Here is a 24,797-nt window from a genome sequence, read left to right as displayed (position 1 = left end):
AGGGGTCGGCGCGGGCGCCTCAGCGGATGGCGAAGCCGTCGTAGCCGCCCCGCGGGGTGGCCCAGATCTCAGTGACTCCGTCCACGCGGCCGGGTGTGTCGGAGGACCGGAGCCAGGCGAGCAGACGGTGGCAATTCTCACGCGGCCCTTCGGCCACCACCTGCACGCGGCCGTCGTCGAGGTTCAGGGCGAAGCCCACCAGACCGCCGATCTCCAAAGCGTTTGCCCTGGTGAACCAGCGAAAGCCCACTCCCTGTACTCGCCCGCGTACCCAGGCGGTCATCCGCACATCGTCGCTCATGACTGCACGCTAACGGGCGGAATGCCAGATCAGCACATCACCCCGGCCACACATGGACTACAGTCCCGACCGAACACGCCTCACCCGTTCGGGCGCGCGCTGTTCGAGCCGACGGTCCAGAACGGTACCGACAGCAAAGATCAGCAAAGGCCAGCAGAACCAGCAGAGGAAGGCAGAGCAGATGGGACGCCACCGTCGCGCCGGAGCCGCACCCGCCGCAGAAGACTACGCGGCCGGTACGGACCGCTTGCACCGGGGTGCCCGCGGCAAGCGGCGGCCCGTGCGCACCGGCCTGCTCGGCGCCTCCGCGGCGGTCGCGTTGGGCGCCGTCGCCGTCGCCTCCGGCCTGCTGCCGGGCGGGGACACGTTCACGGTCGGCAGCACCGGCACGAGCGAGCGGCCGAGCGAGTCCCGGCAGGCCCCGCAGCTGACGACGCAGGGCGGGGCCACTCAGACCCCGGCGGGCGACTCGATCTTCGTCGACCCCGGCAAGAGCGCGGGAACGAGTACGGGTACGACCAGTGGCAGGACGGCCTCGCCCTCGGCCACCCCGTCGAAGAAGCCCAGCCCCAAGGCGACGCCGAAGGCGACCCCGAAGCCGACTCCGCCGAAGCCGACCCCGACGAAGCCGGCGGCCACCAAGCCCGCGCCGACCGTGCCCGCGAAGCCGAGGATCACCGCCCCGCCCTCCACCGAGGCCCCCGCGCCGAAGCCTGCCCCGACGACCGAGGCTCCGGTCGAGAAGACCCAGGCCGCTTCCACCGCGAACCGGAGCGGGGCCGCCGAGGCCGAGGTGCTCCGGCTGGTCAACGTCGAGCGCGCCCAGGTGGGCTGCTCGCCGGTGAACGCGAGCGCGGGACTCGCGGCACTGGCCGGGGCGTTCAGCGCGGACATGGCGGCCCGCGGCTTCTTCGACCACACGGACCCGGACGGGGCCACGCCGTGGGAGCGCGCGGAGAAGGCGGGCGTCTCGGGTCTGGGCGGCGAGAACATCGCCCGCGGCCAGGCCGACGCGGCGGCGGTGATGGACTCCTGGATGAACAGCGACGGCCACCGCGCCAACATCCTGAACTGCGACTTCACGACCCTCGGCGTCGGCGTCCACTTCGGCGACGGCGGCCCCTGGTGGACGCAGAACTTCGGCTACTGAGCCCGTAGGGCCCAGGGCCGTGAGACCGAGGAACGCTAACCAGTCGAAAGCGCTTCCGGCCAGAGGGCGCATGCCTAGAAGCGAGCGCTGCGCGGGAGTACGGTGGAGGCCATGACGGACGACCTCGCCTATGACGTGTTCGCGCGGGCGTGTCCCTCGCGCGGAACGCTCGAGCACGTGACGGGCCGCTGGGGCAGCCTGACGCTGGGCGCGCTGCACGACGGCTCGTTCCGCTTCAACGAGCTGCGGCGGCGGATCGACGGCGTGAGCGAGAAGATGCTGTCGCAGACCCTGCAGGCGCTGGAGCGCGACGGTCTCGTCCACCGCGAGGCGCAGCCCGTGAACCCGCCGCGGGTCGACTACCAGCTCACCCCGCTCGGCCGCGAGGTCGCGGAGCGGCTGATCGGCCTGATCGAGCTGGTGGAGGGCCGGATGCCCCAGGTGGAGGCGGCCCGGGAGAGCTACGACGCGGAGCGCGCGGCCCCGGCCACCGGCTGACGCGCGGCGCCGGTCGTCGGCTGGGCCCCGTGCCTCGTCACGGCCGTCACACCGTCACGCGCGGCGGGCGCTGGCAGCGGGGGCAGAAGTAGCTGGAGCGGTTCATCCAGGCCCGCCGCCGCATCGGCGTACCGCAGCGGCGGCAGGGCTCGTCCTCCCGCCCGTAGGCGTCGAGGGAGCGGTCGAAGTAGCCGGACTCGCCGTTGACGTTCACGTACAGGCTGTCGAAGCTGGTGCCGCCGACGGCGAGCGCCTCGTTCATCACGTCCCTGACGTGTCCGAGGAGCTCGGCCGCGCGCGGCCGCGTCAGGGTGGCGGTCGGCCGGTCGTAGTGCAGCCGGGACCGCCAGAGCGCCTCGTCGGCGTAGATGTTGCCGACGCCGCTGATCAGCGACTGGTCGAGGAGCGCCCGCTTGACGGTCGTACGGCGCAGGCGCAGCGCGGCGAAGAAGACGGCGTCGTCGAAGGCGGGGTCCAGCGGGTCGCGGGCGATGTGCCCGATGACGTCCGGCAGCCCGTCCGGGGTCTGGTCGTGGAGCGAGAGCCCGCCGAAGGTGCGCTGGTCCACGAAGCGGAGCTCGGTGCCGACGACGCCCGCGGCGAGGTCGCTGTCGGATGCGGTGAAGCGGATCCGGATCCGGAGGTGCTTCTCGTCGACGGCGTCCTCGGCCTTGACGAGCAGCTGCCCGCTCATGCCGAGGTGTCCGAGGACGGAGGTCCCGGTGTCGGCCAGCGGCAGCCAGAGGTACTTGCCGCGTCGGCGCGGCACCTCGAACCGCTGCCCCTTCAGCCGGGCCGCGAAGTCCGCGCCGCCCGCCGGATGGCGCCGTACGGCCCTCGGGTGCAGCACCTCGACCTCGGCCACGGTCCGGCCGGCGACCCAGCGCTCCAGACCGCGCCGGACGACCTCGACCTCGGGCAGCTCGGGCACGGGACTCCTCGGGACGTCTTCGACAGCGGTTCAACCCTACCGGCCGGACGCGCCCGGCCGTACGCGTCCGGAAAAGCGAGAACCCCGCCCTGGGGCGGGGTTCTCGGGAAGCGGTGGGCGCGGGCCGTCAGGCCGACGCCGGGTGGACGGTCGGAGAGGGGTCGGCGACCTCTCCCGTTCCCGCCTCGGCCACGGCCTTCGCCGCCGCCGTGCGTTCGTCCGCGGCCGCGCGAATCGCGCGCCACGCGGACTCCGCCGCCTGCTGTTCCGCTTCCTTCTTGCTGCGGCCGGTGCCGGTGCCGTACGAGACACCACCGACGCGGGCGGCAGCAGTGAAGGTCTTCTCGTGGTCCGGGCCCTCTTCGGAGACGAGGTACTCCGGCACACCAAGACCCTCGGCCGCGGTGAGCTCCTGGAGACTGGTCTTCCAGTCCAGGCCCGCACCGAGGTTCGAGGACTTCTCGATCAGCGGGTCGAAGAGCCGGTGCACCAGCTCGGACGCCGCGTCGAGGCCCTGGTCGAGATAGACCGCGCCGATCACCGCTTCAAGGGTGTCGGCGAGGATGGACGCCTTGTCCCGGCCACCCGTGCCCTCTTCGCCCCGGCCGAGCCGGATGAAGGAGCCGAGTTCGAGGCCGCGGCTGACCTCCGCCAGCGCACGAGAATTGACCACCGCGGCCCGCAGTTTGGCCAGCTGGCCTTCCGGCAGGTCGGGGTGGGTGCGGTACAGCGTGTCCGTGACCACCAGGCCGAGCACGGAGTCCCCGAGGAACTCCAGCCGCTCGTTGGTGGGCAGACCGCCGTTCTCGTACGCGTACGAACGGTGGGTCAGCGCACGCACCAGAAGGGCGGACTCGAGCTTGTAGCCGAGCCGCCCTTCCAGAAGCGTGTGGGACGAGGCATGGTCCGTCTTGTCGTCCGTCTTGCGGGACTCAGACATTGCGCCTCTCACCAGCCCAATCAGACCGAGAGGACCTGGCGCTTGTTGTAGGTGCCGCAGCTCGGGCACGCGATGTGCTGCAGCTTCGGCTCCTGGCAACGCTCACACGAAACCAGGGTGGGGACCGCAGCCTTCCACTGCGACCGGCGGTGGCGCGTGTTGCTGCGCGACATCTTCCGCTTCGGAACAGCCACGGCTACTTCTCCTGCTTCTCGGCGGCGCTTCGGACGTCCCCGTCAGAGGCTTTGCCGCTCATGTTGTCCTTCTCATCGGTTCCCAGCGAACCGGCGAGTCCCTGCAGTGCCGCCCAACGAGCGTCGACGGCTTCATGGTGGTGGTCCGGGTTCTCGTTCAGGTTGGTTCCACACTCGGAACACAGACCCGCACAGTCCTCCCGGCACACCGGCTGCATCGGCAGTGCGAGCACCACCGCATCACGCAGCACGGGTTCGAGGTCGAACATGCCGTCCTCGAGGGGGATCATGTCCTCGCCTTCCTCGTCTTCGTCGTCCGCGGCCGCCTTGAAGCGGCCCCGGTCGTCGGAGTCGGGGTACGAGAACATCTCCTGGAAGTCCACGTCGAGATCAAGCTCGACGGGCTCCAGACACCTTACGCACTCCCCCTCGGCCGATGCACGGGCGGTGCCTGTGACAAGCACCCCTTCCATGACCGACTCAAGACGGAGATCGATGTCCACCGGAGCGCCCTCGGGCACTCCGATCACTCCTTCGACGCCCAGGTACCCGGGGGCCTCGACCGAACGCGAGATCCGCTGGAGGGCACCAGGACGCCGCCCCAGCTCGTGTGTGTCGAACACGAGGGGGTTGCGGTGGTCGAGGCGCGTGCTCAGGGGTCTTCCTGCTTTCGGATCGTTTCACGTCGTGAGGAGGCTGCCGAGACGTGGGCAGCAAGGATCGCGGGCATACGCGCGACCGAAGAGCCAGGATACTGGACGTGTCGCCCAGGGCCCAATCCGGGCCCTGGCGCCCCTAGTGTCCCTGTTCGTACCGGCGCAGCTGCTCCAGGTCGATCATGCTCGTGTCGAAGAAGCTGGTCTCGTCGAGCGCGGCGGCCTGCTGCGGCTGGACCGGCTGGACCGGCTGCTGGTACGCGTAGGGGTCCTGCTGCTGGTAGGCGTACGGGTCGGGCTGCTGGTAGGCGTACGGGTCGGCCTGCTGCGGCTGCTGGTAGCCGGCGTACGGGTCGGGCTGCTGCTGGACCTGCTGGTACGCCGCGTACGGGTCGGGCTGGGGCTGCTGGGGCTGCTGCTGGGCCGGGATCTGGACCGGCTCCGGGTCGGACAGCTCCGCGAGGCCCGCGAGGTAGTCGGCGTCGCTGGTGTGCACGGAGCCGCCGAGACCGTCCTGGGCGACCATGTGCTCGCCGAGGGCGTCGGAGGCGATCCGGCCGTGCAGCTTCTGCCGGCCGCGGCCGACGGCCTCCAGGGTCTTGCTGAGCACGGCCTCGAAGGCGCCGAGCTTGGCGTCGACGTACTCGTCGGCCCGCTGGATCAGGGTCCCCGGGTCGGAGCTGTACTCCGGGGCGTCCGGGTCGGCGTAGCCGTCCTGGTCGAGGCCCGGGCCACGGCCGAGGAGCTTCTCGCGCCCCCGGTCGACGGAGCCGATCGTCTTGTTGAGGACGACCTCGAAGTTGGCGAGCTTGGAGTCGACGTAGTCGTCGGCCTCCGCGCGGACCTCCTCCGCCTCCCGGCGGGCCTCGGAGAGGATCCGGTCGGCCTCCTCCTGCGACTCCCGGGCGACCTGGGTGTCCGAGACGATCGAGCCCCGCTCGGCGTGGGCGGCCTCGATGATCCGCTCGGCCTCTTGGCGGGCCTGCTCGACCAGCTGCTCCCGGCCGCCGATCAGCTCCTGGGCCTGGGCGAGGGAGCCCGGCAGGGCTTCCCGTACCTCTTCGAGCAGGGCGAGCAGCTCGGCCCGGTTGACCACACAGGACGCCGACATGGGCATGGAGCGGGCGCCCCGCACGGTCGCGACGATCTCGTCGAGCTTCTTCTGTACGTCCACCGGGTGCTCGCCACTCTCTACAGCTGGATGGAGACGGACGGGACGACTGTAAGGGCAGTCGGCTCCCGTCCGACACCAGGTGACGGAACGTCAGCGGCGGTGGCCGCGCGTCACTTCCGCGCCAGGCGCTCGGTCAGCCGGGGAAGGACGGTCGGGGGGACCAGGTGGGAGACGTCGCCGCCCCAGGCGGCGACCTCCTTGACCAGCGAGGAGGAGAGGAAGCTGTAGGTCGGGTTGGTGGGGACGAACAGGGTCTCCACGCCCGTGAGGCCGTTGTTCATCTGTGCCATCTGCAGCTCGTAGTCGAAGTCGCTGACCGCTCGCAGCCCCTTGACGATGGCGGGGATGTCGCGCTGCTTGCAGAAGTCGACGAGCAGCCCGTGGAAGGACTCCACCTCGACGTTGCCGAAGTCGGCGGTCACCTCGCGGATCAGCTCGATCCGCTCGTCGACGGTGAACAGGCCCTTCTTCGACTGGTTGATCATCACCGCGACGTGTACGACGTCGTACAGCTTGGAGGCGCGGGCGATGATGTCGAGGTGTCCGTTGGTGATGGGGTCGAATGACCCCGGACAGACGGCGCGGCGCAACTTGGGTCCCTCGCTCTCCGGTCCGGTCATCGTGCGTCTTCGCACGTAGAGGCGGCGCGACCGTACCAAAACGTTCCCTCGCCGTAGCGACGGGACCGCAGTGGTTCGAAACCGGCCGGCCAGCCGAATTCTCCGCCTCTGGTGCTGCGCTCCACGGTGACGAGGGCATCCTCGCTCAGCCAGCCCCCCGAGCGCAGTGTGAGGAGAATCTCGCGGAGTTCCGCGTCCGTGACCGCGTACGGCGGATCGAGGAAGACCAGGTCGTACGGCTCGGCCGGCGCCGGTCCCGTCACGATCTGTTCCGCTTTGCCGGTACGGAGTTCGGCGCCGGGCAGGCCGATCGACCGGACGTTGTCCCTGATCGTCTTCGCGGCGCGCGCGTCCGCCTCGACGAGCAGGGCGTGGGCGGCGCCCCGGGAGAGCGCCTCGATGCCGACGGCGCCGGAGCCCGCGTACAGGTCGGCGACGCGCGACCCGTCGAGGCCGTGGAACGCCTCCCAGGTGGAGAAGAGGCCCTCGCGCGCCCGGTCGGAGGTGGGGCGGGTGCCGTTGCCTGGTGGCACGGCCAGGCGGCGCCCGCCGGCCGTACCGGCGATCACGCGGGTCATCGGTGTCCTCGTTCTCCATAGCCCATTGCGTACGCAACAGCTTATGGCCGCTGGTGACGGCTTGCGGTCAGCCCTTCTCCAGGTACTCCTCCCGGTCCTTGTCGAGCAGCGCGTCGAGCGCGGTGCGGAGTCCCGGCTGGGCGGTGAGGTCCGGGTCGTCGAGGACGAGGGCGGTGGCCTCCTCGCGGGCGGCGGTGATGACCTCCTCGTCGTCGATGACGGTGAGCACCCGCAGCGAGGAGCGGACGCCTGACTGGGCCTGGCCGAGGACGTCGCCCTCGCGTCGCTGTTCGAGGTCGATACGGGAGAGCTCGAAGCCGTCGAGGGTGGCGGCGACGGCGTTGAGCCGCTGCCGGGCGGGGCTCGCCTCCGGCATCTCGCTGACGAGGAGGCAGAGACCGGGGGCGGAGCCGCGGCCGACGCGGCCGCGGAGCTGGTGGAGCTGGGAGACGCCGAAGCGGTCCGCGTCCATGATCACCATCGCGGTGGCGTTGGGAACGTTGACGCCGACCTCGATGACGGTGGTGGCGACGAGGACGTCGAGCTCGCCCGCGGCGAAGCGGCGCATCACGTCGTCCTTGTCGTCCGGGTGCATACGGCCGTGCAGGACGGCGATCCGGAGCCCCGAGAGGGGGCCGGCGCGGAGCTTCTCGGCGACGTCGAGGACGGCGAGCGGCGGGCGCTTCTCGGCCTCGTCCTCGGCGGACGCCTTGGACTTCTTCTTCTGGTCCTCCTCGTCGCCGATGCGCGGGCAGACCACGTACGCCTGGTGCCCCTTCCCCGCCTCCTCGCGCACGCGCTCCCACGCGCGCGTGAGGAAGTGGGGTTTGTCGGCGGCGGGGACGACATGGCTGGCGATCGGGGAGCGCCCCGCGGGGAGCTGGTCGAGGACGGAGGTCTCCAGGTCGCCGAAGACGGTCATGGCGACGGTGCGCGGGATGGGCGTGGCGGTCATGACCAGGAGGTGCGGGGGCTGCTTGCCCTTGCCCCTGAGCGCGTCGCGCTGCTCGACGCCGAAGCGGTGCTGCTCGTCGACGACGACCAGGCCCAGGTCGTGGAACTGGACCTTGTCCTCGATCAGCGCGTGCGTGCCGATGACGAGGCCCGCCTCCCCGGTGACCAGGTCGAGGAGGGCCTGCCGACGGGCGGCGGCCCCCATGGACCCGGTGAGCAGGACGACCTTGGTGGCCCGGTCGGCGCCGCCGAGCATGCCGCCCTCGGCGAGCTCGCCCATCATCTCGGTGACCGAGCGGTGGTGCTGCTGGGCGAGGACCTCGGTGGGCGCGAGCATGGCCGCCTGTCCCCCGGAGTCGACGACGGCGAGCATGGCGCGCAGCGCGACCATGGTCTTTCCGCTGCCCACCTCGCCCTGGAGGAGGCGGTGCATCGGGTGCTCGGTGGCGAGGTCGTCGAAGATCTCCTTGGAGACCTTCTGCTGGCCGTCGGTGAGGGTGAACGGGAGTTTGGCGTCGAAGGCGTCGAGGATGCCGCCGGGGACCGGTCGGCGGGCGACGGCGGGGAGTTGGGTGTCGGCGTGCCGGCGGCGGGCGAGGGCGACCTGGAGGACGAAGGCCTCGTCCCACTTGAGGCGCTCGCGGGCGGTGGCGACGTCGGCCTTGGTGCGGGGCCTGTGGATGAGCCGGAGGGCTTCGGGGAGTTCGGCGAGGCCGCGGCCCTCGCGCAGGGCGTCGGGGAGCGGGTCGACGGCGTCGACGGCGCTGGGCAGGACGGCGTCGACGGCCTTGGCGATCTTCCAGGACTCCAGCTTGGTGGTGGCCGGGTAGATCGGGATGAGGGCCCCGGCCCAGGTGCCCACGGTCTCCCCTTCGTCGCCGCGGAGGAGTTCGTACGCGGGGTGGGCGAGCTGGAGGCGCCGGTTGAAGAGCGAGACCTTGCCGGAGAACATCGCCCGGGTGCCGGGCAGCAGGTCCTTGTGCGGCTTGTGCACGCCCTTGCCGAAGAAGACCAGCTGGAGGCGGCCGCTGCCGTCGGTGATGGTCACTTCGAGGCGCTGGCCGCGCCCCTTGGAGCCGTTGAAGGTGAGCACGCGGGCGTCGGCGACCTGGGCGACCACCGTGACGTGCTCGTCGAGCGGCAGGTCGGAGAGGGTGGTCAGCTCCCCGCGCTCGGCGTACCGGCGGGGGTAGTGGTGGAGCAGGTCACCGACCGTGTGCAGGTCGAGTGCCTCGGCCATGACCTTGGCGGTGGCGGGGCCGAGGGACTTCTTGAGTGGTTCGTCGAGCGCGGGCACGCGTTCCATTCCACACCAAGGGACCGACAGTCGCGTCCAGGCTGTGGACGACCCCGCGCGCGGGTCGGCCCCCGGCGGGGGTCATTCCACGCCGATGAGCAGCGGTGGGGCCCCCGCGCCCGCGTGGTAGGTGGTGGTGTCGACGGCCAGGTAGCCGCGTCGGACGTGGCGTTCCAGGTCGGAGGCGAGTCCGGGCGGGGTGTCGTCGGCCACGACGAGGGTGACGAGTTCGCCGCCGGCCGAGAGCATCCGGTCGAGGACCGTGCGGGCCGTCTCGGTGAGGTCCTCGCCGATGACGGCGACGTCGCCCTCGATGAGGCCGAGGACGTCGCCGGCCTGGCAGACGCCGGCCGAGGTGAAGGACTGGCGTTCGGCGACGGCGAGTTCGGCGTAGCGGGTGGCGCCGGCGGCGGCCGTCATGGCGACGACGTCCTCGTCGAAGCGCCGGCCGGGTTCGTGGACGGCGAGGGCGGCGATGCCCTGGACGGCGGCCCGGGTCGGGATGAGGGCGACGCGGATGCCCTCGGCCCTGGCGTGTTCGGCGGCGGCCGCCGCGGCCTGCCGCAGCTCGGTGTCGTTGGGCAGGAGGACGACCTCGCGCGCGTGGGCCCGGCGGATCGCGTCGAGGAGTTCGTCGCCCGCGGGCGGTTCGCCCGGCCGGGTCCGTACGGTGGTCGCGCCCGCCTCGGCGCAGAGTCCGGCGAGGCCCTCGCCGGGGACGACGGCGACGACGGCGCGCTGGGCACGTTCCGCGACGCGGCCCTCGCCGGCCGCCGCGTCGGCCGCGAAGTGGGTGATCCGGATGCGGTGGGGCCGTCCGGCCTCGACGCCGGCCTCGACGGCGGCGCCCGCGTCGTCGACGTGCACGTGGACGTTCCAGAGTCCGTCGCCGCCGACGACGACGAGGGACTCCCCCAGCCGGTCGAGCCGGGTCCGCAGCAGTTCCACGGCCGTGTCGTCCGCCTCCAGGAGGTAGAGCACCTCGTAGGCGGGGCCGCCCTCGGTGGGGCACTCCTCGTGGGGGGCGGGCATGACGGCCGCCGGGCCGGCGGGGGGCGGGGTCTGTCCCGTCACGGTCTCCAGGAGGGCACCGAGGACCGTCACCAGGCCCCGGCCGCCCGCGTCGACGACTCCGGCGCGTTCGAGGACGTCGAGCTGTCCCGAGGTGGCGGCGAGGGCGGTCCTGGCCCCTTCGTGGGCGGTCCTGGCCACCTCGACGAGTCCGCCGCCCGCCGCGCAGGCCCCGGCCGCCGCGCTCGCCACGGTGAGGATGGTGCCCTCCACGGGATGGGCGACGGCCCGTCGTGCCGCGCTCGCGGCCTCGGCGAGGGCGCGGGCGAGGTGATCGCCGTCACACCCCTCGGCGAGGACCCCGGCCATGCCGCGGAGGAGCTGGGAGAGGATCGTCCCCGAGTTGCCGCGGGCGCCGAGCAGGGCGCCGTGCGCCATGGCCCGTACGGTCTCGGCGGTGCCGGGGACGGAGGCGGTGAAGAGGGCCTCGACGGCCTGGTGGGCGGCTTCCGCCGTCAGGTACAGATTGGTGCCGGTGTCCCCGTCGGCGACGGGATAGACGTTGATCGCGTCGATCTCCTCGCGCTCCCGGCCGAGCGCGTCGAGCGCCCGCGCGCACCAGGACCTGACCGCTTCGGCGTCGAGCTCGACGAGCTCGTCGAAGGGCTGAAGGGCTCGCGACAACGGGGTCCTCCTCGGGCGGTGAGCTCACCGCAGGGTAGACCGGGGGTGCCCCGCTCGTGACCAGGGCCCGGGGCGAGGTTCGCGGAGACCGTGGTAGTTTCGTTCCACCGATGCAGGCGTTGTATGCTGCTTCGGTTGCCCGGTTCACACCGGGCCATTCCCCGGCAAGCCACTTCAGACTCCTGATTCCGGTGCGCCGGAATTCACTGTAAATCCTGAAGCTTTTGGAGTGACCCGTGGCTGCCAACTGCGACGTCTGCGGCAAGGGGCCGGGCTTCGGCAACAACATTTCGCACTCGCACCGCCGTACGTCCCGTCGCTGGAACCCGAACATCCAGCGCGTGCGTGCCGTGGTCGGTCGGACGCCGAAGCGGCTCAACGTCTGCACCTCGTGCATCAAGGCCGGCAAGGTCTCGCGCTAATCGCGACGTTCTGTCGTAGCGCAGCCCCTGCGGTTGCCTTGAAAGGCCGGTTCACCTCGGTGAACCGGCCTTTTGCCTTGCCCTGGAACGGTCACGGGCCTTACGGGCTCCCGGCCGCTCAGGCCCGGAACCGCCAGCCGTGGTCGACCGGGCCGATGCCCGTACCCAGCGGGAAGCCGGCGGCTACGGCCCCGGTCACGTACTCCTTCGCCTCCCGTACCGCCTCCGGCACCGGGAGGCCCTTGGCGAGCCCGGACGCGACCGCCGACGCGAGCGTGCAGCCCGTCCCGTGGGTGTGCCGGTTGTCGAGGCGCGGGGCGCGCAGCCAGTGTTCCTCCGAGCCGTCCGTGAGCAGGTCCACGGCCTCCTGACCGGTGGGCAGGTGCCCGCCCTTGATCAGGACCCAGCGCGGCCCGTACGACAGGATCGCCTCCGCGGCGGTCCGCATGTCGCTCTCGTGGACGACGTGCACGCCTGTGAGCTGCGCCACCTCGTCCAGGTTGGGCGTGGCGACGGTGGCCCGGGGCAGCAGCCTCTCCCGGACGGAGTCGAGCGCGCTCTCGGCGAGCAGCGGGTCCCCGTGCTTGGAGACGCCCACCGGGTCGACGACGACCGGGGCCGCGGTGTCCGCGAGCAGCTCGGCGACGGTCTCCACGAGCGCCGCCGTGGCCAGCATCCCGGTCTTGACCGCCTGGACGCCGATGTCGTCGGCGACGGCCCGGTACTGGGCGCGTACGGCTTCCTCCGGCAGCTCCCAGACGCCCTGGACGCCCCGCGAGTTCTGGGCGGTGACGGCGGTGAGCACGCTCATGCCGTGGACGCCGAGCGCGAGCATCGTCTTCAGGTCGGCCTGGATGCCGGCGCCGCCGCCGGAGTCGGATCCGGCGACGGTCAGCACCAGCGGGGGCACCTGCACCCGACGGGGTCTCATTCCGTCTCCCCGAAGTGGTCCCAGCCGCCCACGCTGTGCCAGGGGGCGCCGTCCACGGTGACCTGGGGCAGCGCGGAGGGGTTGAGGACCTCGCCGATGACCTTCCAGCGGGCCGGGAGCTTCACGTCCGGCGGGAAGGTGGCCACGATGGCGTGGTCCTCTCCCCCGGTGAGCACCCACTGCATGGGGTCGACGCCGACGGCCTGCCCGATGTCGTTCATCTGGGTGGGGATGTCGATGAGGCCCGAGCGCAGGTCGATGCGGACCTTGCTGGCCTCGGCGATGTGGCCGAGGTCGGCGATGAGGCCGTCGCTGACGTCGCACATGGCGGTGGCGCCGAGACCGGCGGCGGCGGGGCCGGCGTGGTACGGCGGTTCGGGCCTGCGGTGGGCCTCGACGAAGGCGCGCGGGGAGCGGAAGCCGCGGGAGAGGACCGCGTAGCCGGCGGCGGACCAGCCGAGCCAGCCGGTGTAGGCGACGACGTCGCCGGGCTGGGCGCCGCCCCGGGTGACCGGGTCGTGGTTGCGCAGGTCGCCGAGGGCGGTGATGGAGACCATGATCACATCGCCGCGGACGACGTCGCCGCCGACCACCGCCGCGCCCGCGACCTGACATTCGTCGCGCAGGCCGTCCATGAGTTCGGTGGCCCAGGTGACGGGGAGCTCGGCGGGGACGACGAGGCCGAGGAGGAGCGCGGTGGGGACCGCGCCCATGGCGGCGATGTCGGCGAGGTTCTGCGCGGCGGCCTTGCGGCCGACGTCGTACGCCGTGGACCAGTCGCGGCGGAAGTGACGTCCTTCGAGGAGGATGTCCGTGCTGGCCACCACGCGCCGGTCGGGGGCGGAGACGACCGCGGCGTCGTCGCCGGGCCCGATCCGTACCGCCGGGGTGGAGGTGAGCCGGGACGTGAGCTCCCTGATGAGCCCGAACTCGCCGAGCTCTCCGACTGTGCCCTTCACCGCGCCTCACCTCGTGTCTTCGTGCCGGCCGGCGGGCGGGGGCGCGTCGTCTCGCGCCGCGGGTCGCGGGCCGTCACCGTGCTGGGTACCGTCAAGTAGACCGTCAACTTCTGTCCTGCGTACGCCACCCCGGCAGTGCCCCGGGCCGCGCGGGTCTCCCCGCGGCCCGCGGCGACGCGGTACCGTGGCGTCCCTTTCTCCCACAAGATCCTCGTGGTCGCCCTGGAGGTTCCGTGGTTCAGGCGTACATCCTCATCCAGACCGAGGTGGGCAAGGCGTCGATCGTCGCCGACACCATCTCCAAGATCCCGGGGGTGCTCCAGGCGGAAGACGTGACCGGTCCGTACGACGTCATCGTGCGCGCGCAGGCGGACACGGTCGACGAGCTCGGCCGCATGGTGGTCGCCAAGGTCCAGCAAGTGGACGGCATCACGCGCACCCTCACCTGCCCGGTCGTTCATCTGTAGCCCCCGTCTACGCTTGGCCGGTGATGTCTTCCCACCGGCCCTTCGGCCTGTCCGCCGCCGTGGCGGCCGCCGTCCTGCTGCCGGCCGCCGCCGGCTGTGCCCCGTCGGACGCCGCGGCGTCCGTCGTGGTTCCAAGCCCCCCGGCGGTGGAGGCCGCCTTCTGCCAGGCCTTGGCGAAGGAGCTTCCCGACACCGTGGCGGGACTTGAGCGCAGTGACCCGGAGCCCGGCTCCGAGCTGACCGCCGGCTGGGGTGACGGTGCGATCGTACTGCGCTGCGGGGTGCCCCGGCCCGAAAAGATGAGCGATCCCAAGGCGCAGGCCGTCGAGGCGAACGGGGTGAACTGGATGCTGGAGCGCCCCGAGGGCGGCGGCCCCCGCTTCACCTCGACGTACCGGAAGACCTATGTCGAGGTGACCCTCGACGAGCGGTACGCGCACGACGCGACGCCGCTCGCCGATCTCGCCGCACCCGTGCGGAAGACCGTGCCGCCGAGCCTCTGAGGGGCGGCGGCACGGTCCTCCGGGTCCGGTCCGGTCAGCGCAGGCCCGTGGAGCGGGTCAGCGCGGCCTGGATGAGCCGGTCGACGAGCTCGGGGTAGCCGACGCCGCTCTCCTGCCACATGCGCGGGTACATGGAGATGGGCGTGAAGCCCGGCATGGTGTTGATCTCGTTGATGACGAAGTCGCCGTCCTCGGTGAGGAAGAAGTCGGCGCGGACCAGGCCCTCGCAGGAGACGGCCTCGTAGGCGGCGACGGCCAGGCGCTGGACCTCGGCGGTGGCCTCGTCCCCGATCGGGGCCGGCACGATGCCGGAGGCCGAGTCGATGTACTTGGCCTCGAAGTCGTAGAAGTCGTGGTCGGTGACGGGCGGGATCTCGGCCGGCACGCTGGCGCGCGGCCCGTCCTCGAACTCCAGGACGCCGCACTCGATCTCGCGGCCGCGCAGCAGCGACTCGACGAGGATCTTGGGGTCGTGGCGGCGGGCCTCCTCGATGGCCTCGTCGAGGCCGGAGAGGTCGTCGACCTTGGTGATGCCCATGGAGGAGCCGCCACGGGCCGGCTTCACGAAGAGCGGCCAGCCGTGGTCGGCGGCGAACTCGACGATCCTCTTGCGGGCGGCGGCCGGGTTCTGCTCCCACTCACGGGGCCGGATGACCTCGTACGGGCCGACCGGGAGTCCGAAGGAGACGAAGACCCGCTTCATGTACTCCTTGTCCTGGCCGACGGCGGAGGCGAGGACGCCCGCGCCGACGTAGGGGACTCCGGAGAGCTCCAGGAGGCCCTGGAGGGTGCCGTCCTCGCCGTACGGGCCGTGGATCACGGGGAAGACCACGTCGACCTCGCCGAGGGCCTTCGGCACGGCGCCGGGCTCGCTGAGGACGACCTCGCGGTTGGCGGGGTCGACGGAGAGGACGACGCCGCCCTCCGCGGATTCGGCCAGGTCGGCGACGTTCGGCAGGGCGCGGTCGGCGATGGCCATGCGCTCGGGGGCGTCGGCGGTGAGCGCCCAGCGCCCGTCCGTCGTGATGCCGATGGGCAGCACGTCGTACTTGTCCCGGTCGATGGCGCTCAGGACGGCGCCCGCCGTGACGACGGAGATGGCGTGCTCGGAGCTGCGTCCGCCGAAGACGACGGCCACGCGCGGCTTGCGGGGGCTCTGGGTGTTCTCGCTCATATCGCGATGAGCGTACCTTGCGGCTCCCGAACTGCTTAAGCCCCGCCGCCGCCGCGCGCGTACGGCGCAGCGGGCGCGTCACCGACGGCTCAGCGGCGTTCGGGTTTGGCCGATCGCGACATCAGTTCCTTGAGGGCGACGATCGGCGGCTTGCCGTCGTGGACGATCGAGACGACCGTCTCGGTGATGGGCATGTCGACGCCGTGGCGGCGGCCCAGATCGAGCACGGACTCGCAGGACTTGACGCCCTCGGCGGTCTGCTTGGTGGCCGCGATGGTCTCCTGGAGGGTCATCCCGCGGCCGAGGTTGGTGCCGAAGGTGTTGTTCCTGGAGAGCGGCGAGGAGCAGGTGGCGACCAGGTCACCGAGGCCGGCGAGGCCGGAGAAGGTGAGCGGGTCGGCGCCCATGGCGAGGCCGAGGCGGGTGGTCTCGGCGAGGCCGCGGGTGATGAGCGTGGCCTTGGAGTTGTCGCCGAGGCCCATGCCGTTGGCGATGCCGACGGCGAGGCCGATGACGTTCTTGACGGCGCCGCCGAGCTCGCAGCCCACCACGTCGGTGTTGGTGTACGGGCGGAAGTACGGGGTGATGCAGGCGGTCTGGAGCCGCTGGGCGACCGTCTCGTCGACGCAGGCGACGACGGCGGCGGCGGGCTGCCGGGCGGCGATCTCCTTGGCCAGGTTGGGGCCGGTGAGGACGGCCACGCGCTCGGCGGGCACGTCGGCGACCTCGGTGACGACCTCGCTCATCCGCTTGGCGGTGCCGAGTTCGACGCCCTTCATGAGGGAGACGAGGACGGTGTCGGGAGCGAGCAGCGGCTTCCAGGCGGCGAGGTTGCCGCGCAGGGTCTGCGAGGGGACGACGAGGACGGTGAAGTCGGCGGCCTCGGCGGCCTCTGCGGGGTCCGCGGTGGCCGTGATCCGCTGCGGGAGTTCGACGCCCGGCAGGTAGTCGGGGTTGGTGCGGGAGGCGTTGATCTCCTTGGCGAGTTCGGCGCGGCGGCCCCAGAGGCTCACCTCGCAGCCCGCGTCGGCGAGCACCATGGCGAAGGCGGTGCCCCAGGATCCGTTGCCGAACACGGCGGCCTTGGTCACTTGGTGCCCCCCTCTGTCGCCTTGCGCCGCTGCTCGAGACGCGCCTTGCGGTGGTCGTACGGTTCGGCGGGCGCCTGCTCGCCGCGGACCTGCTCCAGGAGGGCGGTGATGGCGGCCATGATGACCTCGGTCGCCTCGCGGAGCACGTCGGGCGTCGGCTCGAGCCCGTGGAAGCGGGAGAGGTCGACCGGCGGACCCGCCTGCACGATCAGCGTCTTGCGGGGGAACAGGCTGAGCTTGTTCTCCTTGGCGTACGGCGGCATCGCCAGGTTGGCGCCCCACTGGGCCACCGGGATGACGGGGGCTTTGGTGAGCAGCGCGACGCGCGCGGCACCGGTCTTGCCCGCCATGGGCCACATGTCGGGGTCGCGGGTCAGGGTGCCCTCGGGATAGAAGGCGACGCACTCGCCGCGCTCGATGGCGTCGACGGCGGCCCGGAACGCGTCGAGCGCGTCGGTCGTCTCGCGGTAGACGGGGATCTGCCCGGTGCCGCGCAGCATCATGCCGACGAAGGGGGCCTTGAAGAGGGCCGCCTTGGCGAGGAGGCGCGGGACACGGCCGGTGTTGTACTGGTAGTGCGCGTAGGACAGGGGGTCCAGGTAGGAGTTGTGGTTGACCGCGGTGATGAACCCGCCGTCGGCCGGGATGTGCTCCATGCCGCGCCAGTCCCGCTTGAACAGAACCACCAGGGGGGGTTTGGCGATGACCGCCGCGAGGCGGTACCAGAAGCCGATTCTGCGGCGGGGCACTCGGACACCTTTCTCCGGGACTGGCTGGCAGGGGGTCAAGTGTCGCCCCATGCTCCTGCTCTGTCGAGTGACACCGTACGCCCCGGGTCCTCCGGCAGAACGTGTGGGCGGGACAGAATGGCCCCCGATGAAGTCGAGGCACCCGAGGCATCCCATGCACACGGACGCGGACGACGGCTGGTCCCTGGTCGTCCCCCTGAAGCCCCTTGCCCTGGCGAAGAGCAGACTGGCCGCGGCGGCCGGGTCCCGGCTGCGCCCCCGGCTCGCGCTGGCGTTCGCCGAGGACACCGTCGGGGCGGTGCTGAACTGCGCCCTGATACGGGACGTGGCGGTCGTCACGGACGACCCCGAGGCCGCCGCGGCCCTGGCCGCGCTGGGTGCGCGCATCGTCCCGGACGCCCCGGCGGCGGGGCTCAACGCGGCCCTCGCGCACGGGGTCCGCACCGTGCGGTCCCGGCGGCCGTACGCGCGCGTGGGGGCGCTCAACGCGGATCTGCCGGCGCTGCGGCCGGAGGAGCTGGGCCGGGTGCTCGACGTGGCCCGGAAATTTCCGCGAGCATTTCTCGCCGATGCCGCCGAAATAGGTACGACATTCCTCTCGGCGGCTCCGGGGGTCGAATTGGAACCGGCATTCGGGGGCGCGTCGAGACTCCGGCATTTGTCCTCGGGGGCGGTGGAAATCACGCTCGCCGGGGTGGATTCCGTACGCCGGGACGTGGACACCGGTGAGGATCTCGCGGCGGCCGGGGCGCTGGGGCTCGGTCCGCGGACGGCCGCCCGGTGGCTGTCGGCGGCCGGATAGGCTGCGGTCCATGCAGGCGACCGCGTTCACGTACGACCCCGAGACCCGCAGCGGCAGTGTGCTGCTCGACGACGGCACCCCCGTGGAGTTCGGGGCGGAGGCCTTCGAGGCGGGCGGGCTGCGGCTGCTGCGGCCGGGGCAGCGGGTGCGGATCGAGGTGGAGCCCGGCGCTTCCGGGGCCGTCCCGCGGATCACCCTGGTGACGCTGCAGACCTTCTGAGCGGGTCTTTCTCGCACGCTGAGCGGGACTTTGTCACGCGCGCCGGCCTTCTGAGCAGGCCTTCTCCACGCACCGGCCTTCCGAACGGGGCCTTCTCCGCGCGGACGCGCCGCGGGCCGGGCTCCCCTGGGGGAGCCCGGCCCGGCGGATCGGTGCCGCTCGTCCTACTTCTTGGCGGCGGTCTTCTTGGCGGTCGTCTTGCGCGCCGTCGTCTTCTTGGCGGGCGCCTTCGTCGCCGTGGCCTTCTTCGCCGCGGGCGCGGTCTTCTTGGCGGCGGCCTTGGTCGCCTTCTTGGCGGCGGCGGCCGTGGTGGCCTTCTTGGCGGCGCCGTTCGCGGTCTTCTTCGCCGCGGCCGGAGTCGTCTTCTTCGCCGGGGTCGCCTTCTTGGCGGCCGCCGTGGTGGTCTTCTTCGCCGGGGTCGCCTTCTTCGCGGCGGCCGCCGGGGTGGCCTTCTTCGCCGGGGTCGCCTTCTTCGCGGCGGCCTTCTTGGCGGTGGTGGCCTTCTTGGCGGCGGCCTTCTTCACGGTCGCGGACGCGCCACCGGTGAGGCTGCCCTTGGGGGCCTTCTTAACGGAGACCTCGCCGCCCTTGGGGAGCTTCTTCGAGCCGCTGACCAGGTCCTTGAAGCCCTGACCGGCACGGAAGCGGGGAACCGAGGTCTTCTTGACCCGCACCCGCTCACCCGTCTGCGGGTTGCGGGCGTAGCGGGCCGGACGGTCGACCTTCTCGAACGAGCCGAAACCCGTCACCGAGACCCGGTCACCGCTGACCACGGCACGCACGATGGCGTCGAGCACGTGGTCGACGGCTTCGGCGGCCTGCTGGCGACCGCCCATCTTGTCGGCAATCGCTTCTACGAGCTGCGCCTTGTTCACGTCTTCCCCTTCGGAGACATTGCCAGAACGAAAGTGTTCAAGCTTTTTCGCACGTTAGGCATGTATATACCGCAAATCAAACACGAAACGGTCTAATCACCCTAGTGCCGCAACGTGGAAGATCCGCTGCGGAGTTCTTGGTGTCAGTCGTCCTCTGGGAATCGGCCCTCGTCGAGGTCCTTCATCAACCGGTCCAGACGCGTCGCCGCGTCCTTGAGATCGTGCTTCGCCGCGGCCGTCACGACCAGCAGCTTCCGGGACAGCGCCATCCTTACGCCCTCCGGGACTTGCAGTGAGCGCACTCTTGTGTGCGCTTCCTTCAATCGGGCGGCGACTGCCTCGTAGAGCTCGAGTTGGCTGTCGCGTTCCATGCACCGATTGTGCCATCTAGGGCGAGTTGTCGCCCGACAGGGTCTCAACAAGCGACTGCGCCCCCCACCGGACGGTGGGGGGCGCAGTCTTGGAAAAGCGCTGCTCAGGCCGTAATTGTACGGGGCTTGTGGGCCGGTCGAGCCGCCTCGTAGGCCGCGATGTCGGCTTCGTTCTGAAGGGTGAGGCTGATGTCGTCGAGTCCGTTCAGGAGCCGCCAGCGGGCGTTCTCGTCGAGCTCGAAGTCGGCGTCGATCCCGTCGGCCAGGACCTTGCGCCGCTCCAGGTCGACGGTGACCTCGGCGCTCGGGTCGGCCTCGGTCAGCTCCCAGAGCGCGTCCACCGTCTCCTGTGGCAGGACCACGGTCAGCAGGCCGTTCTTCAGCGAGTTGCCGCGGAAGATGTCGGCGAAGCGGGCGGAGATGACCGCCTGGAAGCCGTAGTTCTGGAGCGCCCAGACGGCGTGCTCACGGGAGGAGCCGGTGCCGAAGTCGGGGCCGGCGACCAGGACCGAGGCACCCTGCCGCTCGGGGCGGTTGAGGATGAACTCGGAGTCCTTGCGCCAGGCCTCGAAGAGACCGTCCTCGAAGCCGTCGCGGGTGACCTTCTTCAGCCAGTGCGCCGGGATGATCTGGTCGGTGTCGACGTTGCTGCGGCGCAGCGGGACGGCCCGGCCGGTGTGCGTGGTGAAAGCTTCCATGGTTCCTCAGACCCCCGCGGTGGTGGCGACGTCGGACAGATCGGCCGGGGAGGCCAGGTGGCCCAGGACGGCGGTGGCGGCGGCGACCTGGGGCGAGACCAGGTGGGTCCGGCCGCCCTTGCCCTGCCGACCCTCGAAGTTGCGGTTGGAGGTGGACGCGGAGCGCTCACCGGGCGCCAGTTGGTCGGGGTTCATGCCCAGACACATCGAGCAGCCCGCGTGCCGCCATTCGGCGCCGGCCTCCTTGAAGACCTTGTCCAGGCCCTCCTCGACGGCCTGCAGGGCGACCCGGACGGAGCCGGGGACCACCAGCATGCGGACGCCGTCGGCGACCTTGCGGCCTTCGAGCAGCCCGGCGGCGTTGCGCAGGTCCTCGATGCGGCCGTTGGTGCAGGAGCCTACGAAGACGGTGTCGACCTTGATGTCGCGCAGCGGCTGCCCGGCGGTCAACCCCATGTACTCCAGGGCCTTTTCGGCGGCGAGGCGCTCCGAAGCGTCTTCGTACGAAGCCGGGTCGGGGACGTGTCCCGAAAGCGGCGCACCCTGGCCGGGGTTGGTCCCCCAGGTGACGAACGGCGCCAGCGAGGCCGCGTCGATGACGACCTCGGCGTCGAAGACGGCGTCGTCGTCGGACTTCAGGGTCTTCCAGTACGCGACGGCGGCGTCCCAGTCCTCGCCCTCGGGGGCGTGGTCGCGGCCCTGGAGGTAGGCGAAGGTGGTCTCGTCGGGGGCGATCATGCCCGCGCGGGCGCCGGCCTCGATCGACATGTTGCAGATGGTCATCCGGGCCTCCATCGAGAGCTTCTCGATGGCGGAGCCGCGGTACTCCAGGATGTAGCCCTGGCCGCCGCCGGTGCCGATCTTCGTGATGATCGCCAGGATCAGGTCCTTGGCCGTGACGTCCTCGGGCAGCTCGCCGTCGATCGTGATGGCCATGGTCTTCGGGCGGGCCAGCGGCAGCGTCTGGGTGGCGAGCACGTGCTCGACCTGGCTGGTGCCGATGCCGAACGCCAGCGCGCCGAAGGCGCCGTGCGTGGAGGTGTGCGAGTCGCCGCAGACCACGGTGGTGCCGGGCTGGGTCAGGCCCAGCTGCGGTCCCACGACGTGGACGACGCCCTGCTCGACGTCGCCCAGCGGGTGCAGGCGGACGCCGAACTCGGCACAGTTCTTACGGAGGGTCTCCAGCTGCGCGCGGGAGACAGGGTCGGCGATGGGCTTGTCGATGTCGAGGGTCGGGGTGTTGTGGTCCTCGGTGGCGATGGTGAGGTCGAGGCGCCGCACCTGCCGGCCGTTCTGGCGCAGGCCGTCGAAGGCCTGGGGGCTGGTCACCTCGTGCAGCAGGTGCAGATCGATGAAGAGAAGGTCGGGCTCGCCCTCGGCGCGCCGGACGACATGATCGTCCCAGACCTTCTCCGCGAGTGTCCTACCCATCGCTTTCCCTCCGGCCGACGTCTACGCCGGCACAACTAGAGACCCGTTTCGCGGGCCGTTGTGCGGCCGCCTCACCAGAGTGACAAGTTCCGCAGGAAATTGAACTTGCGTTTCACAGAGTGAGACGCGAATATCGTTGCATGGACAACTCTAGCGGCGTAGGCGTTCTCGACAAGGCAGCCCTTGTCCTGAGCGCCCTGGAGTCCGGTCCGGCCACCCTCGCAGGACTGGTCGCGGCGACGGGACTCGCACGACCCACGGCACATCGTCTCGCCGTGGCACTGGAACACCACCGGATGGTGGCGCGTGACATGCAGGGCCGATTCATCCTCGGACCGCGCCTCGCGGAGCTCGCCGCCGCGGCCGGCGAGGACCGCCTGCTCGCGACCGCGGGCCCGGTGCTGACGCATCTGCGCGATGTCACCGGCGAGAGCGCCCAGCTCTACCGCCGTCAGGGCGACATGCGCATCTGCGTGGCGGCGGCCGAGCGTCTCTCGGGCCTGCGGGACACCGTCCCGGTCGGCTCGACGCTGACGATGAAGGCCGGCTCGTCGGCGCAGATCCTGATGGCCTGGGAGGAGCCCGAGCGGCTGCACCGCGGCCTCCAGGGCGCCCGCTTCACGGCGACGGCCCTGTCGGGCGTACGGCGCCGCGGCTGGGCCCAGTCGATCGGCGAGCGGGAGCCGGGCGTCGCGTCCGTCTCCGCGCCCGTACGCGGCCCCTCGAACCGCGTCGTGGCCGCCGTGTCGGTCTCGGGTCCGATCGAGCGTCTGACGCGCCACCCTGGCCGTATGCACGCCCAGGCGGTCATCGACGCCGCCGCCCGGCTCTCCGAGGCACTGCGCCGCACCGGCTGACGTTCCCCTTCCCTTCCGTTCGTCCCGGCCCACCGCTTCAACGCCGCAGCGGTGGGCCGGAGTTGTGTCTGTGACCCGGAAGGAAACAGCGAAGAAGCCCTCCCCCGAAGGGAAGGGCTTCCTTGTCTTGTACCCCCGACCGGATTCGAACCGGCGCTACCGCCTTGAGAGGGCGGCGTGCTAGGCCGCTACACAACGGGGGCCTTGCGGATCAGATCCGCGGTGCAGATGAGCTCTGCGAGCTGGCCTACCTGGACTCGAACCAAGAATGACGGTACCAGAAACCGTAGTGTTGCCAATTACACCATAGGCCATGGCGGTTAAACCGTACCCCCGACCGGATTCGAACCGGCGCTACCGCCTTGAGAGGGCGGCGTGCTAGGCCGCTACACAACGGGGGCCCTAGCGATCCTGCATCGAGTTCACCGGGTGCGACCCAGGTGATCCCGCGGGAAGGATCTGTACCCCCGACCGGATTCGAACCGGCGCTACCGCCTTGAGAGGGCGGCGTGCTAGGCCGCTACACAACGGGGGCTTCGTGGATGCCATCCACTGGTTTGCAGATGAGCTCTGCGAGCTGGCCTACCTGGACTCGAACCAAGACTAACGGAACCAGAAACCGTCGTGCTGCCAATTACACCATAGGCCACCGGGGCGCCATCCCCACCAGGGAGGATCTTGCTCGGCTTGCGCTTTGCGGGTTCTTGCCTTTCGGCTTGTTCCCCTCGGCGCAGGAAGAACATTACCCGAAGGTGGACGGTGCTCCAAAACGGGTATCCGCGCGGAGCAGGGCGGGGAGCTGGTGGAGGTCGGTGATCCGGTCGAGCTCCGGTCTGCCGCCCGTGGCGGCGCGATCGAGCCACACCCCCCGCAGCCCCGCCTCGCGGGCGCCCCGGGCATCGATGTCGGGCTGGTCCCCCACGTAGACGATCTCGTACGGGGCGAGGTCCAGGGCCGCGCAGGCGGCGTGGAAGGCCTCCGGGGCGGGCTTGGCGGTGCCCAGCTCGGCGGCGCAGAGGACGGCCTCGAAGCGGTCACGCAGGCCGAGCGCCCGGAGCTTGGGGTCCTGGGCGTGGATGCTGGAGTTCGACAGGACCGCGTGCCGGTAGTCGGCGGCGAGGAGGTCGAGGACGGGGAGGGTGTCGGGGAAGAGCTCCCAGGCGGCCTCGTAGTGGACCACGTACCGGCCGAACCAGTCGTCGGCCTCCGTGTCGGTGAGTCCGGGCTCCCCGAGGAAGTCCCTGACCCGGTGGCGCCGCTGGTCCTGGAAGGTGCCGCCCGACGTCTCGAAGCGCCGCCAGTGCAGCTCCGTGAGCTCCTTCCAGCGGCGCAGGGCGTCCTCGACGGAGTCGTACGCCCCGAGCAGCCCCTCGGCGGCGAGGTGGGCCCGCATGCCGGCCCGGTCGGCGCGCGCGTAGTCGAAGAGGGTGTCGTCGATGTCCCAGAGGATCGCGCGGATCGCCATGCCCCGACGGTACCCCCGGGGCGGGGTCAGGCGGGGGCGAAGCGGAAGACGCGGAAGTCGGTGACGAAGCAGACGGCCTCGCCGTCGGCGTCGCGGCCGATCCAGGTCGGGTAGCAGCCGTCGCCCCAGCCCGAGTCGAAGACGGCGACGGTGTGGCCGTCCTCACCCTCGACGAGGAAGGCCGTCGGACCGGCCGGGCTGCCGTCCATCGTCTCCCAGACGACGCCCTCCTCGTCCTCGGTGCCCGGGAAGGAGTGATGGGCGGAGGCGTCGTGGAAGCAGCCGACGCCGGCGTCCACGCCGTAGCCGAAGAACTCCCCGTCGGCGAGGTCGGCGGGGTCCTGGCCGGGGACCAGGGCGGGCTCCCAGCGGACCACGGGGGCGTCCCGGATCACCAGGCGCGCGGCGGCGATCACGCGGTGCGGGAAGGGGTGCTCGACGTCGGTCACGACGGTCTGGACCGGGTAGCTCCCGGGCGGGACCGTGACGGTGAAGGGCTCGGGCCGCTCGTCGTCGTTCCCCAGGTGGACGATCGGGTCGCAGGCCACGAGCCGTCCGGTGGGCAGGGTGAGCGCCCCCAGGTCCGTCACGGTGAAGGCGGCGCTCTTTCCGTCCTCGGGCGTGACGGCGGCTTCCGGTGCGAACCAGAGGGCGTGGTCGGGTGGCGTCATGGGCACGGGCCGGCTCCAGGGGGGCGGGTACGCGACGGGGGGGGGGGGGGGGGTTACAACCGCCCCCCCCCCCCCCCCCGACCGCCCGTCGGTTTAAAAAAAAAAACACGCCCCCACAAAAAA

General features: G+C 71.3%; 29 protein-coding genes and 5 tRNA genes. 8 read left to right on the top strand and 26 right to left on the bottom strand.

Annotation, left to right across the window (positions count from 1 at the left end; genetic code table 11):
• Positions 1–19: 19 nt before the first annotated feature.
• Positions 20–301 carry an acylphosphatase gene (locus ACFWUY_RS19975; protein WP_384109787.1) on the bottom strand — a complete coding sequence of 94 codons (282 nt, stop codon included), beginning with the start codon at positions 299–301 and terminating at the stop codon, positions 20–22.
• A 181-nt stretch (positions 302–482) separates the two neighbouring features.
• Between ACFWUY_RS19975 and ACFWUY_RS19970 the strand changes: the two genes are divergently transcribed.
• On the top strand, positions 483–1,451 hold the full coding sequence (locus ACFWUY_RS19970; RefSeq protein WP_384109779.1) for a CAP domain-containing protein: 969 nt from the start codon (positions 483–485) through the stop codon (positions 1,449–1,451).
• A 111-nt stretch (positions 1,452–1,562) separates the two neighbouring features.
• Positions 1,563–1,949, top strand: a complete 387-nt coding sequence (locus ACFWUY_RS19965) for a winged helix-turn-helix transcriptional regulator (RefSeq protein ID WP_384109772.1) — start codon at positions 1,563–1,565, stop codon at positions 1,947–1,949.
• Positions 1,950–1,995: 46 nt separating this feature from the next.
• Here the strand turns inward: ACFWUY_RS19965 and mutM are convergent, their stop codons facing one another.
• The 9 genes from mutM to ACFWUY_RS19920 all read right to left on the bottom strand — a co-directional run bounded on the left by mutM (position 1,996) and on the right by ACFWUY_RS19920 (position 10,988).
• Positions 1,996–2,880 (bottom strand): bifunctional DNA-formamidopyrimidine glycosylase/DNA-(apurinic or apyrimidinic site) lyase, encoded by an 885-nt coding sequence (gene mutM, locus ACFWUY_RS19960; protein WP_384109765.1) that lies wholly within the window; start codon positions 2,878–2,880, stop codon positions 1,996–1,998.
• 127 nt (positions 2,881–3,007) lie between these two features.
• Positions 3,008–3,820 (bottom strand): ribonuclease III, encoded by an 813-nt coding sequence (gene rnc, locus ACFWUY_RS19955; protein ID WP_384109759.1) that lies wholly within the window; start codon positions 3,818–3,820, stop codon positions 3,008–3,010.
• A gap of 20 nt (positions 3,821–3,840) precedes the next feature.
• Positions 3,841–4,014: a 50S ribosomal protein L32 gene (gene rpmF / locus ACFWUY_RS19950; RefSeq protein ID WP_015036448.1), complete on the bottom strand. Its 174-nt coding sequence runs from the start codon at positions 4,012–4,014 to the stop codon at positions 3,841–3,843.
• Positions 4,015–4,016: 2 nt separating this feature from the next.
• The gene (locus tag ACFWUY_RS19945) at positions 4,017–4,670 is read right to left on the bottom strand and encodes a YceD family protein (protein WP_384110217.1); all 654 of its coding nucleotides are present in this window, start codon (positions 4,668–4,670) and stop codon (positions 4,017–4,019) included.
• Between the two features lie 139 nt (positions 4,671–4,809).
• The gene (locus tag ACFWUY_RS19940) at positions 4,810–5,844 is read right to left on the bottom strand and encodes an ATP synthase F0 subunit B (protein ID WP_384109750.1); all 1,035 of its coding nucleotides are present in this window, start codon (positions 5,842–5,844) and stop codon (positions 4,810–4,812) included.
• Positions 5,845–5,954: 110 nt separating this feature from the next.
• On the bottom strand, positions 5,955–6,434 hold the full coding sequence (gene coaD / locus ACFWUY_RS19935) for a pantetheine-phosphate adenylyltransferase (protein ID WP_181399519.1): 480 nt from the start codon (positions 6,432–6,434) through the stop codon (positions 5,955–5,957).
• 26 nt (positions 6,435–6,460) lie between these two features.
• Positions 6,461–7,042 (bottom strand): 16S rRNA (guanine(966)-N(2))-methyltransferase RsmD, encoded by a 582-nt coding sequence (gene rsmD / locus ACFWUY_RS19930; protein WP_384109746.1) that lies wholly within the window; start codon positions 7,040–7,042, stop codon positions 6,461–6,463.
• A gap of 67 nt (positions 7,043–7,109) precedes the next feature.
• Entirely contained in the window at positions 7,110–9,302 is a 2,193-nt protein-coding gene (gene recG / locus ACFWUY_RS19925) for an ATP-dependent DNA helicase RecG (protein WP_384109741.1), read from the bottom strand.
• A gap of 72 nt (positions 9,303–9,374) precedes the next feature.
• A complete protein-coding gene (locus ACFWUY_RS19920; protein WP_384109738.1) occupies positions 9,375–10,988 on the bottom strand; it encodes a DAK2 domain-containing protein in 1,614 nt (537 codons plus the stop codon).
• Positions 10,989–11,224: 236 nt separating this feature from the next.
• Here ACFWUY_RS19920 and rpmB point away from each other — a divergent pair, with 236 nt between their 5' ends.
• A complete protein-coding gene (gene rpmB / locus ACFWUY_RS19915) occupies positions 11,225–11,410 on the top strand; it encodes a 50S ribosomal protein L28 (RefSeq protein ID WP_003957616.1) in 186 nt (61 codons plus the stop codon).
• A 118-nt stretch (positions 11,411–11,528) separates the two neighbouring features.
• On the opposite strand, the gene thiD is transcribed toward rpmB, so the two are convergent.
• Together thiD and ACFWUY_RS19905 are read right to left on the bottom strand one after the other, a co-directional pair.
• On the bottom strand, positions 11,529–12,341 hold the full coding sequence (gene thiD, locus ACFWUY_RS19910) for a bifunctional hydroxymethylpyrimidine kinase/phosphomethylpyrimidine kinase (RefSeq protein WP_384109732.1): 813 nt from the start codon (positions 12,339–12,341) through the stop codon (positions 11,529–11,531).
• Positions 12,338–13,300, bottom strand: a complete 963-nt coding sequence (locus tag ACFWUY_RS19905) for a thiamine-phosphate kinase (protein ID WP_384109724.1) — start codon at positions 13,298–13,300, stop codon at positions 12,338–12,340. The genes thiD and ACFWUY_RS19905 overlap by 4 nt, the downstream gene beginning before the upstream one ends.
• Positions 13,301–13,533: 233 nt before the next feature.
• Between ACFWUY_RS19905 and ACFWUY_RS19900 the strand changes: the two genes are divergently transcribed.
• Both ACFWUY_RS19900 and ACFWUY_RS19895 read left to right on the top strand, forming a co-directional pair.
• Positions 13,534–13,767, top strand: coding sequence for an Lrp/AsnC family transcriptional regulator (locus tag ACFWUY_RS19900; RefSeq protein ID WP_073819077.1), 234 nt, complete (start codon positions 13,534–13,536; stop codon positions 13,765–13,767).
• A gap of 23 nt (positions 13,768–13,790) precedes the next feature.
• Positions 13,791–14,270: a DUF3515 domain-containing protein gene (locus ACFWUY_RS19895; protein ID WP_384110213.1), complete on the top strand. Its 480-nt coding sequence runs from the start codon at positions 13,791–13,793 to the stop codon at positions 14,268–14,270.
• Between the two features lie 34 nt (positions 14,271–14,304).
• Here the strand turns inward: ACFWUY_RS19895 and ACFWUY_RS19890 are convergent, their stop codons facing one another.
• From ACFWUY_RS19890 to ACFWUY_RS19880, 3 genes are all read right to left on the bottom strand, one after another.
• The gene (locus tag ACFWUY_RS19890) at positions 14,305–15,444 is read right to left on the bottom strand and encodes a D-alanine--D-alanine ligase family protein (protein ID WP_384109714.1); all 1,140 of its coding nucleotides are present in this window, start codon (positions 15,442–15,444) and stop codon (positions 14,305–14,307) included.
• An 89-nt stretch (positions 15,445–15,533) separates the two neighbouring features.
• Entirely contained in the window at positions 15,534–16,535 is a 1,002-nt protein-coding gene (locus tag ACFWUY_RS19885) for an NAD(P)H-dependent glycerol-3-phosphate dehydrogenase (protein WP_384109711.1), read from the bottom strand.
• Positions 16,532–17,284, bottom strand: coding sequence for a lysophospholipid acyltransferase family protein (locus ACFWUY_RS19880; protein WP_384109707.1), 753 nt, complete (start codon positions 17,282–17,284; stop codon positions 16,532–16,534). Before ACFWUY_RS19880 ends, ACFWUY_RS19885 begins: the two co-directional genes overlap by 4 nt.
• 127 nt (positions 17,285–17,411) lie before the next feature.
• Here ACFWUY_RS19880 and cofC point away from each other — a divergent pair, with 127 nt between their 5' ends.
• Both cofC and ACFWUY_RS19870 read left to right on the top strand, forming a co-directional pair.
• Positions 17,412–18,086, top strand: a complete 675-nt coding sequence (gene cofC, locus ACFWUY_RS19875; protein ID WP_384109704.1) for a 2-phospho-L-lactate guanylyltransferase — start codon at positions 17,412–17,414, stop codon at positions 18,084–18,086.
• 10 nt (positions 18,087–18,096) lie between these two features.
• Entirely contained in the window at positions 18,097–18,306 is a 210-nt protein-coding gene (locus ACFWUY_RS19870) for a hypothetical protein (RefSeq protein ID WP_384109701.1), read from the top strand.
• Between the two features lie 164 nt (positions 18,307–18,470).
• Here ACFWUY_RS19870 and ACFWUY_RS19865 read toward each other — a convergent pair whose 3' ends face one another.
• From ACFWUY_RS19865 to leuC, 4 genes are all read right to left on the bottom strand, one after another.
• Positions 18,471–19,181, bottom strand: a complete 711-nt coding sequence (locus tag ACFWUY_RS19865) for an HU family DNA-binding protein (RefSeq protein WP_384109698.1) — start codon at positions 19,179–19,181, stop codon at positions 18,471–18,473.
• Between the two features lie 143 nt (positions 19,182–19,324).
• Positions 19,325–19,552, bottom strand: coding sequence for a hypothetical protein (locus tag ACFWUY_RS19860; RefSeq protein ID WP_015036430.1), 228 nt, complete (start codon positions 19,550–19,552; stop codon positions 19,325–19,327).
• Between the two features lie 104 nt (positions 19,553–19,656).
• Positions 19,657–20,250, bottom strand: coding sequence for a 3-isopropylmalate dehydratase small subunit (gene leuD / locus ACFWUY_RS19855; RefSeq protein ID WP_384109694.1), 594 nt, complete (start codon positions 20,248–20,250; stop codon positions 19,657–19,659).
• A gap of 6 nt (positions 20,251–20,256) precedes the next feature.
• Positions 20,257–21,681: a 3-isopropylmalate dehydratase large subunit gene (leuC, locus tag ACFWUY_RS19850; RefSeq protein WP_384109690.1), complete on the bottom strand. Its 1,425-nt coding sequence runs from the start codon at positions 21,679–21,681 to the stop codon at positions 20,257–20,259.
• A gap of 140 nt (positions 21,682–21,821) precedes the next feature.
• Between leuC and ndgR the strand changes: the two genes are divergently transcribed.
• Entirely contained in the window at positions 21,822–22,538 is a 717-nt protein-coding gene (gene ndgR / locus ACFWUY_RS19845; RefSeq protein ID WP_015036427.1) for an IclR family transcriptional regulator NdgR, read from the top strand.
• A 130-nt stretch (positions 22,539–22,668) separates the two neighbouring features.
• Here the strand turns inward: ndgR and ACFWUY_RS19840 are convergent.
• From ACFWUY_RS19840 to ACFWUY_RS19810, 7 genes are all read right to left on the bottom strand, one after another.
• Positions 22,669–22,741 (bottom strand) — tRNA-Glu (locus ACFWUY_RS19840).
• 39 nt (positions 22,742–22,780) lie between these two features.
• Positions 22,781–22,852, bottom strand: a tRNA-Gln gene (locus ACFWUY_RS19835).
• Between the two features lie 14 nt (positions 22,853–22,866).
• Positions 22,867–22,939 (bottom strand) — tRNA-Glu (locus tag ACFWUY_RS19830).
• Positions 22,940–23,000: 61 nt separating this feature from the next.
• Positions 23,001–23,073: transfer RNA gene (locus ACFWUY_RS19825), tRNA-Glu, on the bottom strand.
• A gap of 42 nt (positions 23,074–23,115) precedes the next feature.
• Positions 23,116–23,187, bottom strand: a tRNA-Gln gene (locus ACFWUY_RS19820).
• A 93-nt stretch (positions 23,188–23,280) separates the two neighbouring features.
• Positions 23,281–24,003 carry an HAD family hydrolase gene (locus ACFWUY_RS19815; protein ID WP_384109685.1) on the bottom strand — a complete coding sequence of 241 codons (723 nt, stop codon included), beginning with the start codon at positions 24,001–24,003 and terminating at the stop codon, positions 23,281–23,283.
• Between the two features lie 26 nt (positions 24,004–24,029).
• Entirely contained in the window at positions 24,030–24,674 is a 645-nt protein-coding gene (locus tag ACFWUY_RS19810; protein WP_384110206.1) for a DUF4241 domain-containing protein, read from the bottom strand.
• Positions 24,675–24,797 lie beyond the last annotated feature (123 nt).

Source organism: Streptomyces sp. NPDC058664 (genome assembly GCF_042716635.1).
Classification (GTDB): Bacteria; Actinomycetota; Actinomycetes; order Streptomycetales; family Streptomycetaceae; genus Streptomyces.
Note: the sequence above shows the minus strand (reverse complement) of the source record. Positions and strands in the feature narration are given on the sequence as shown.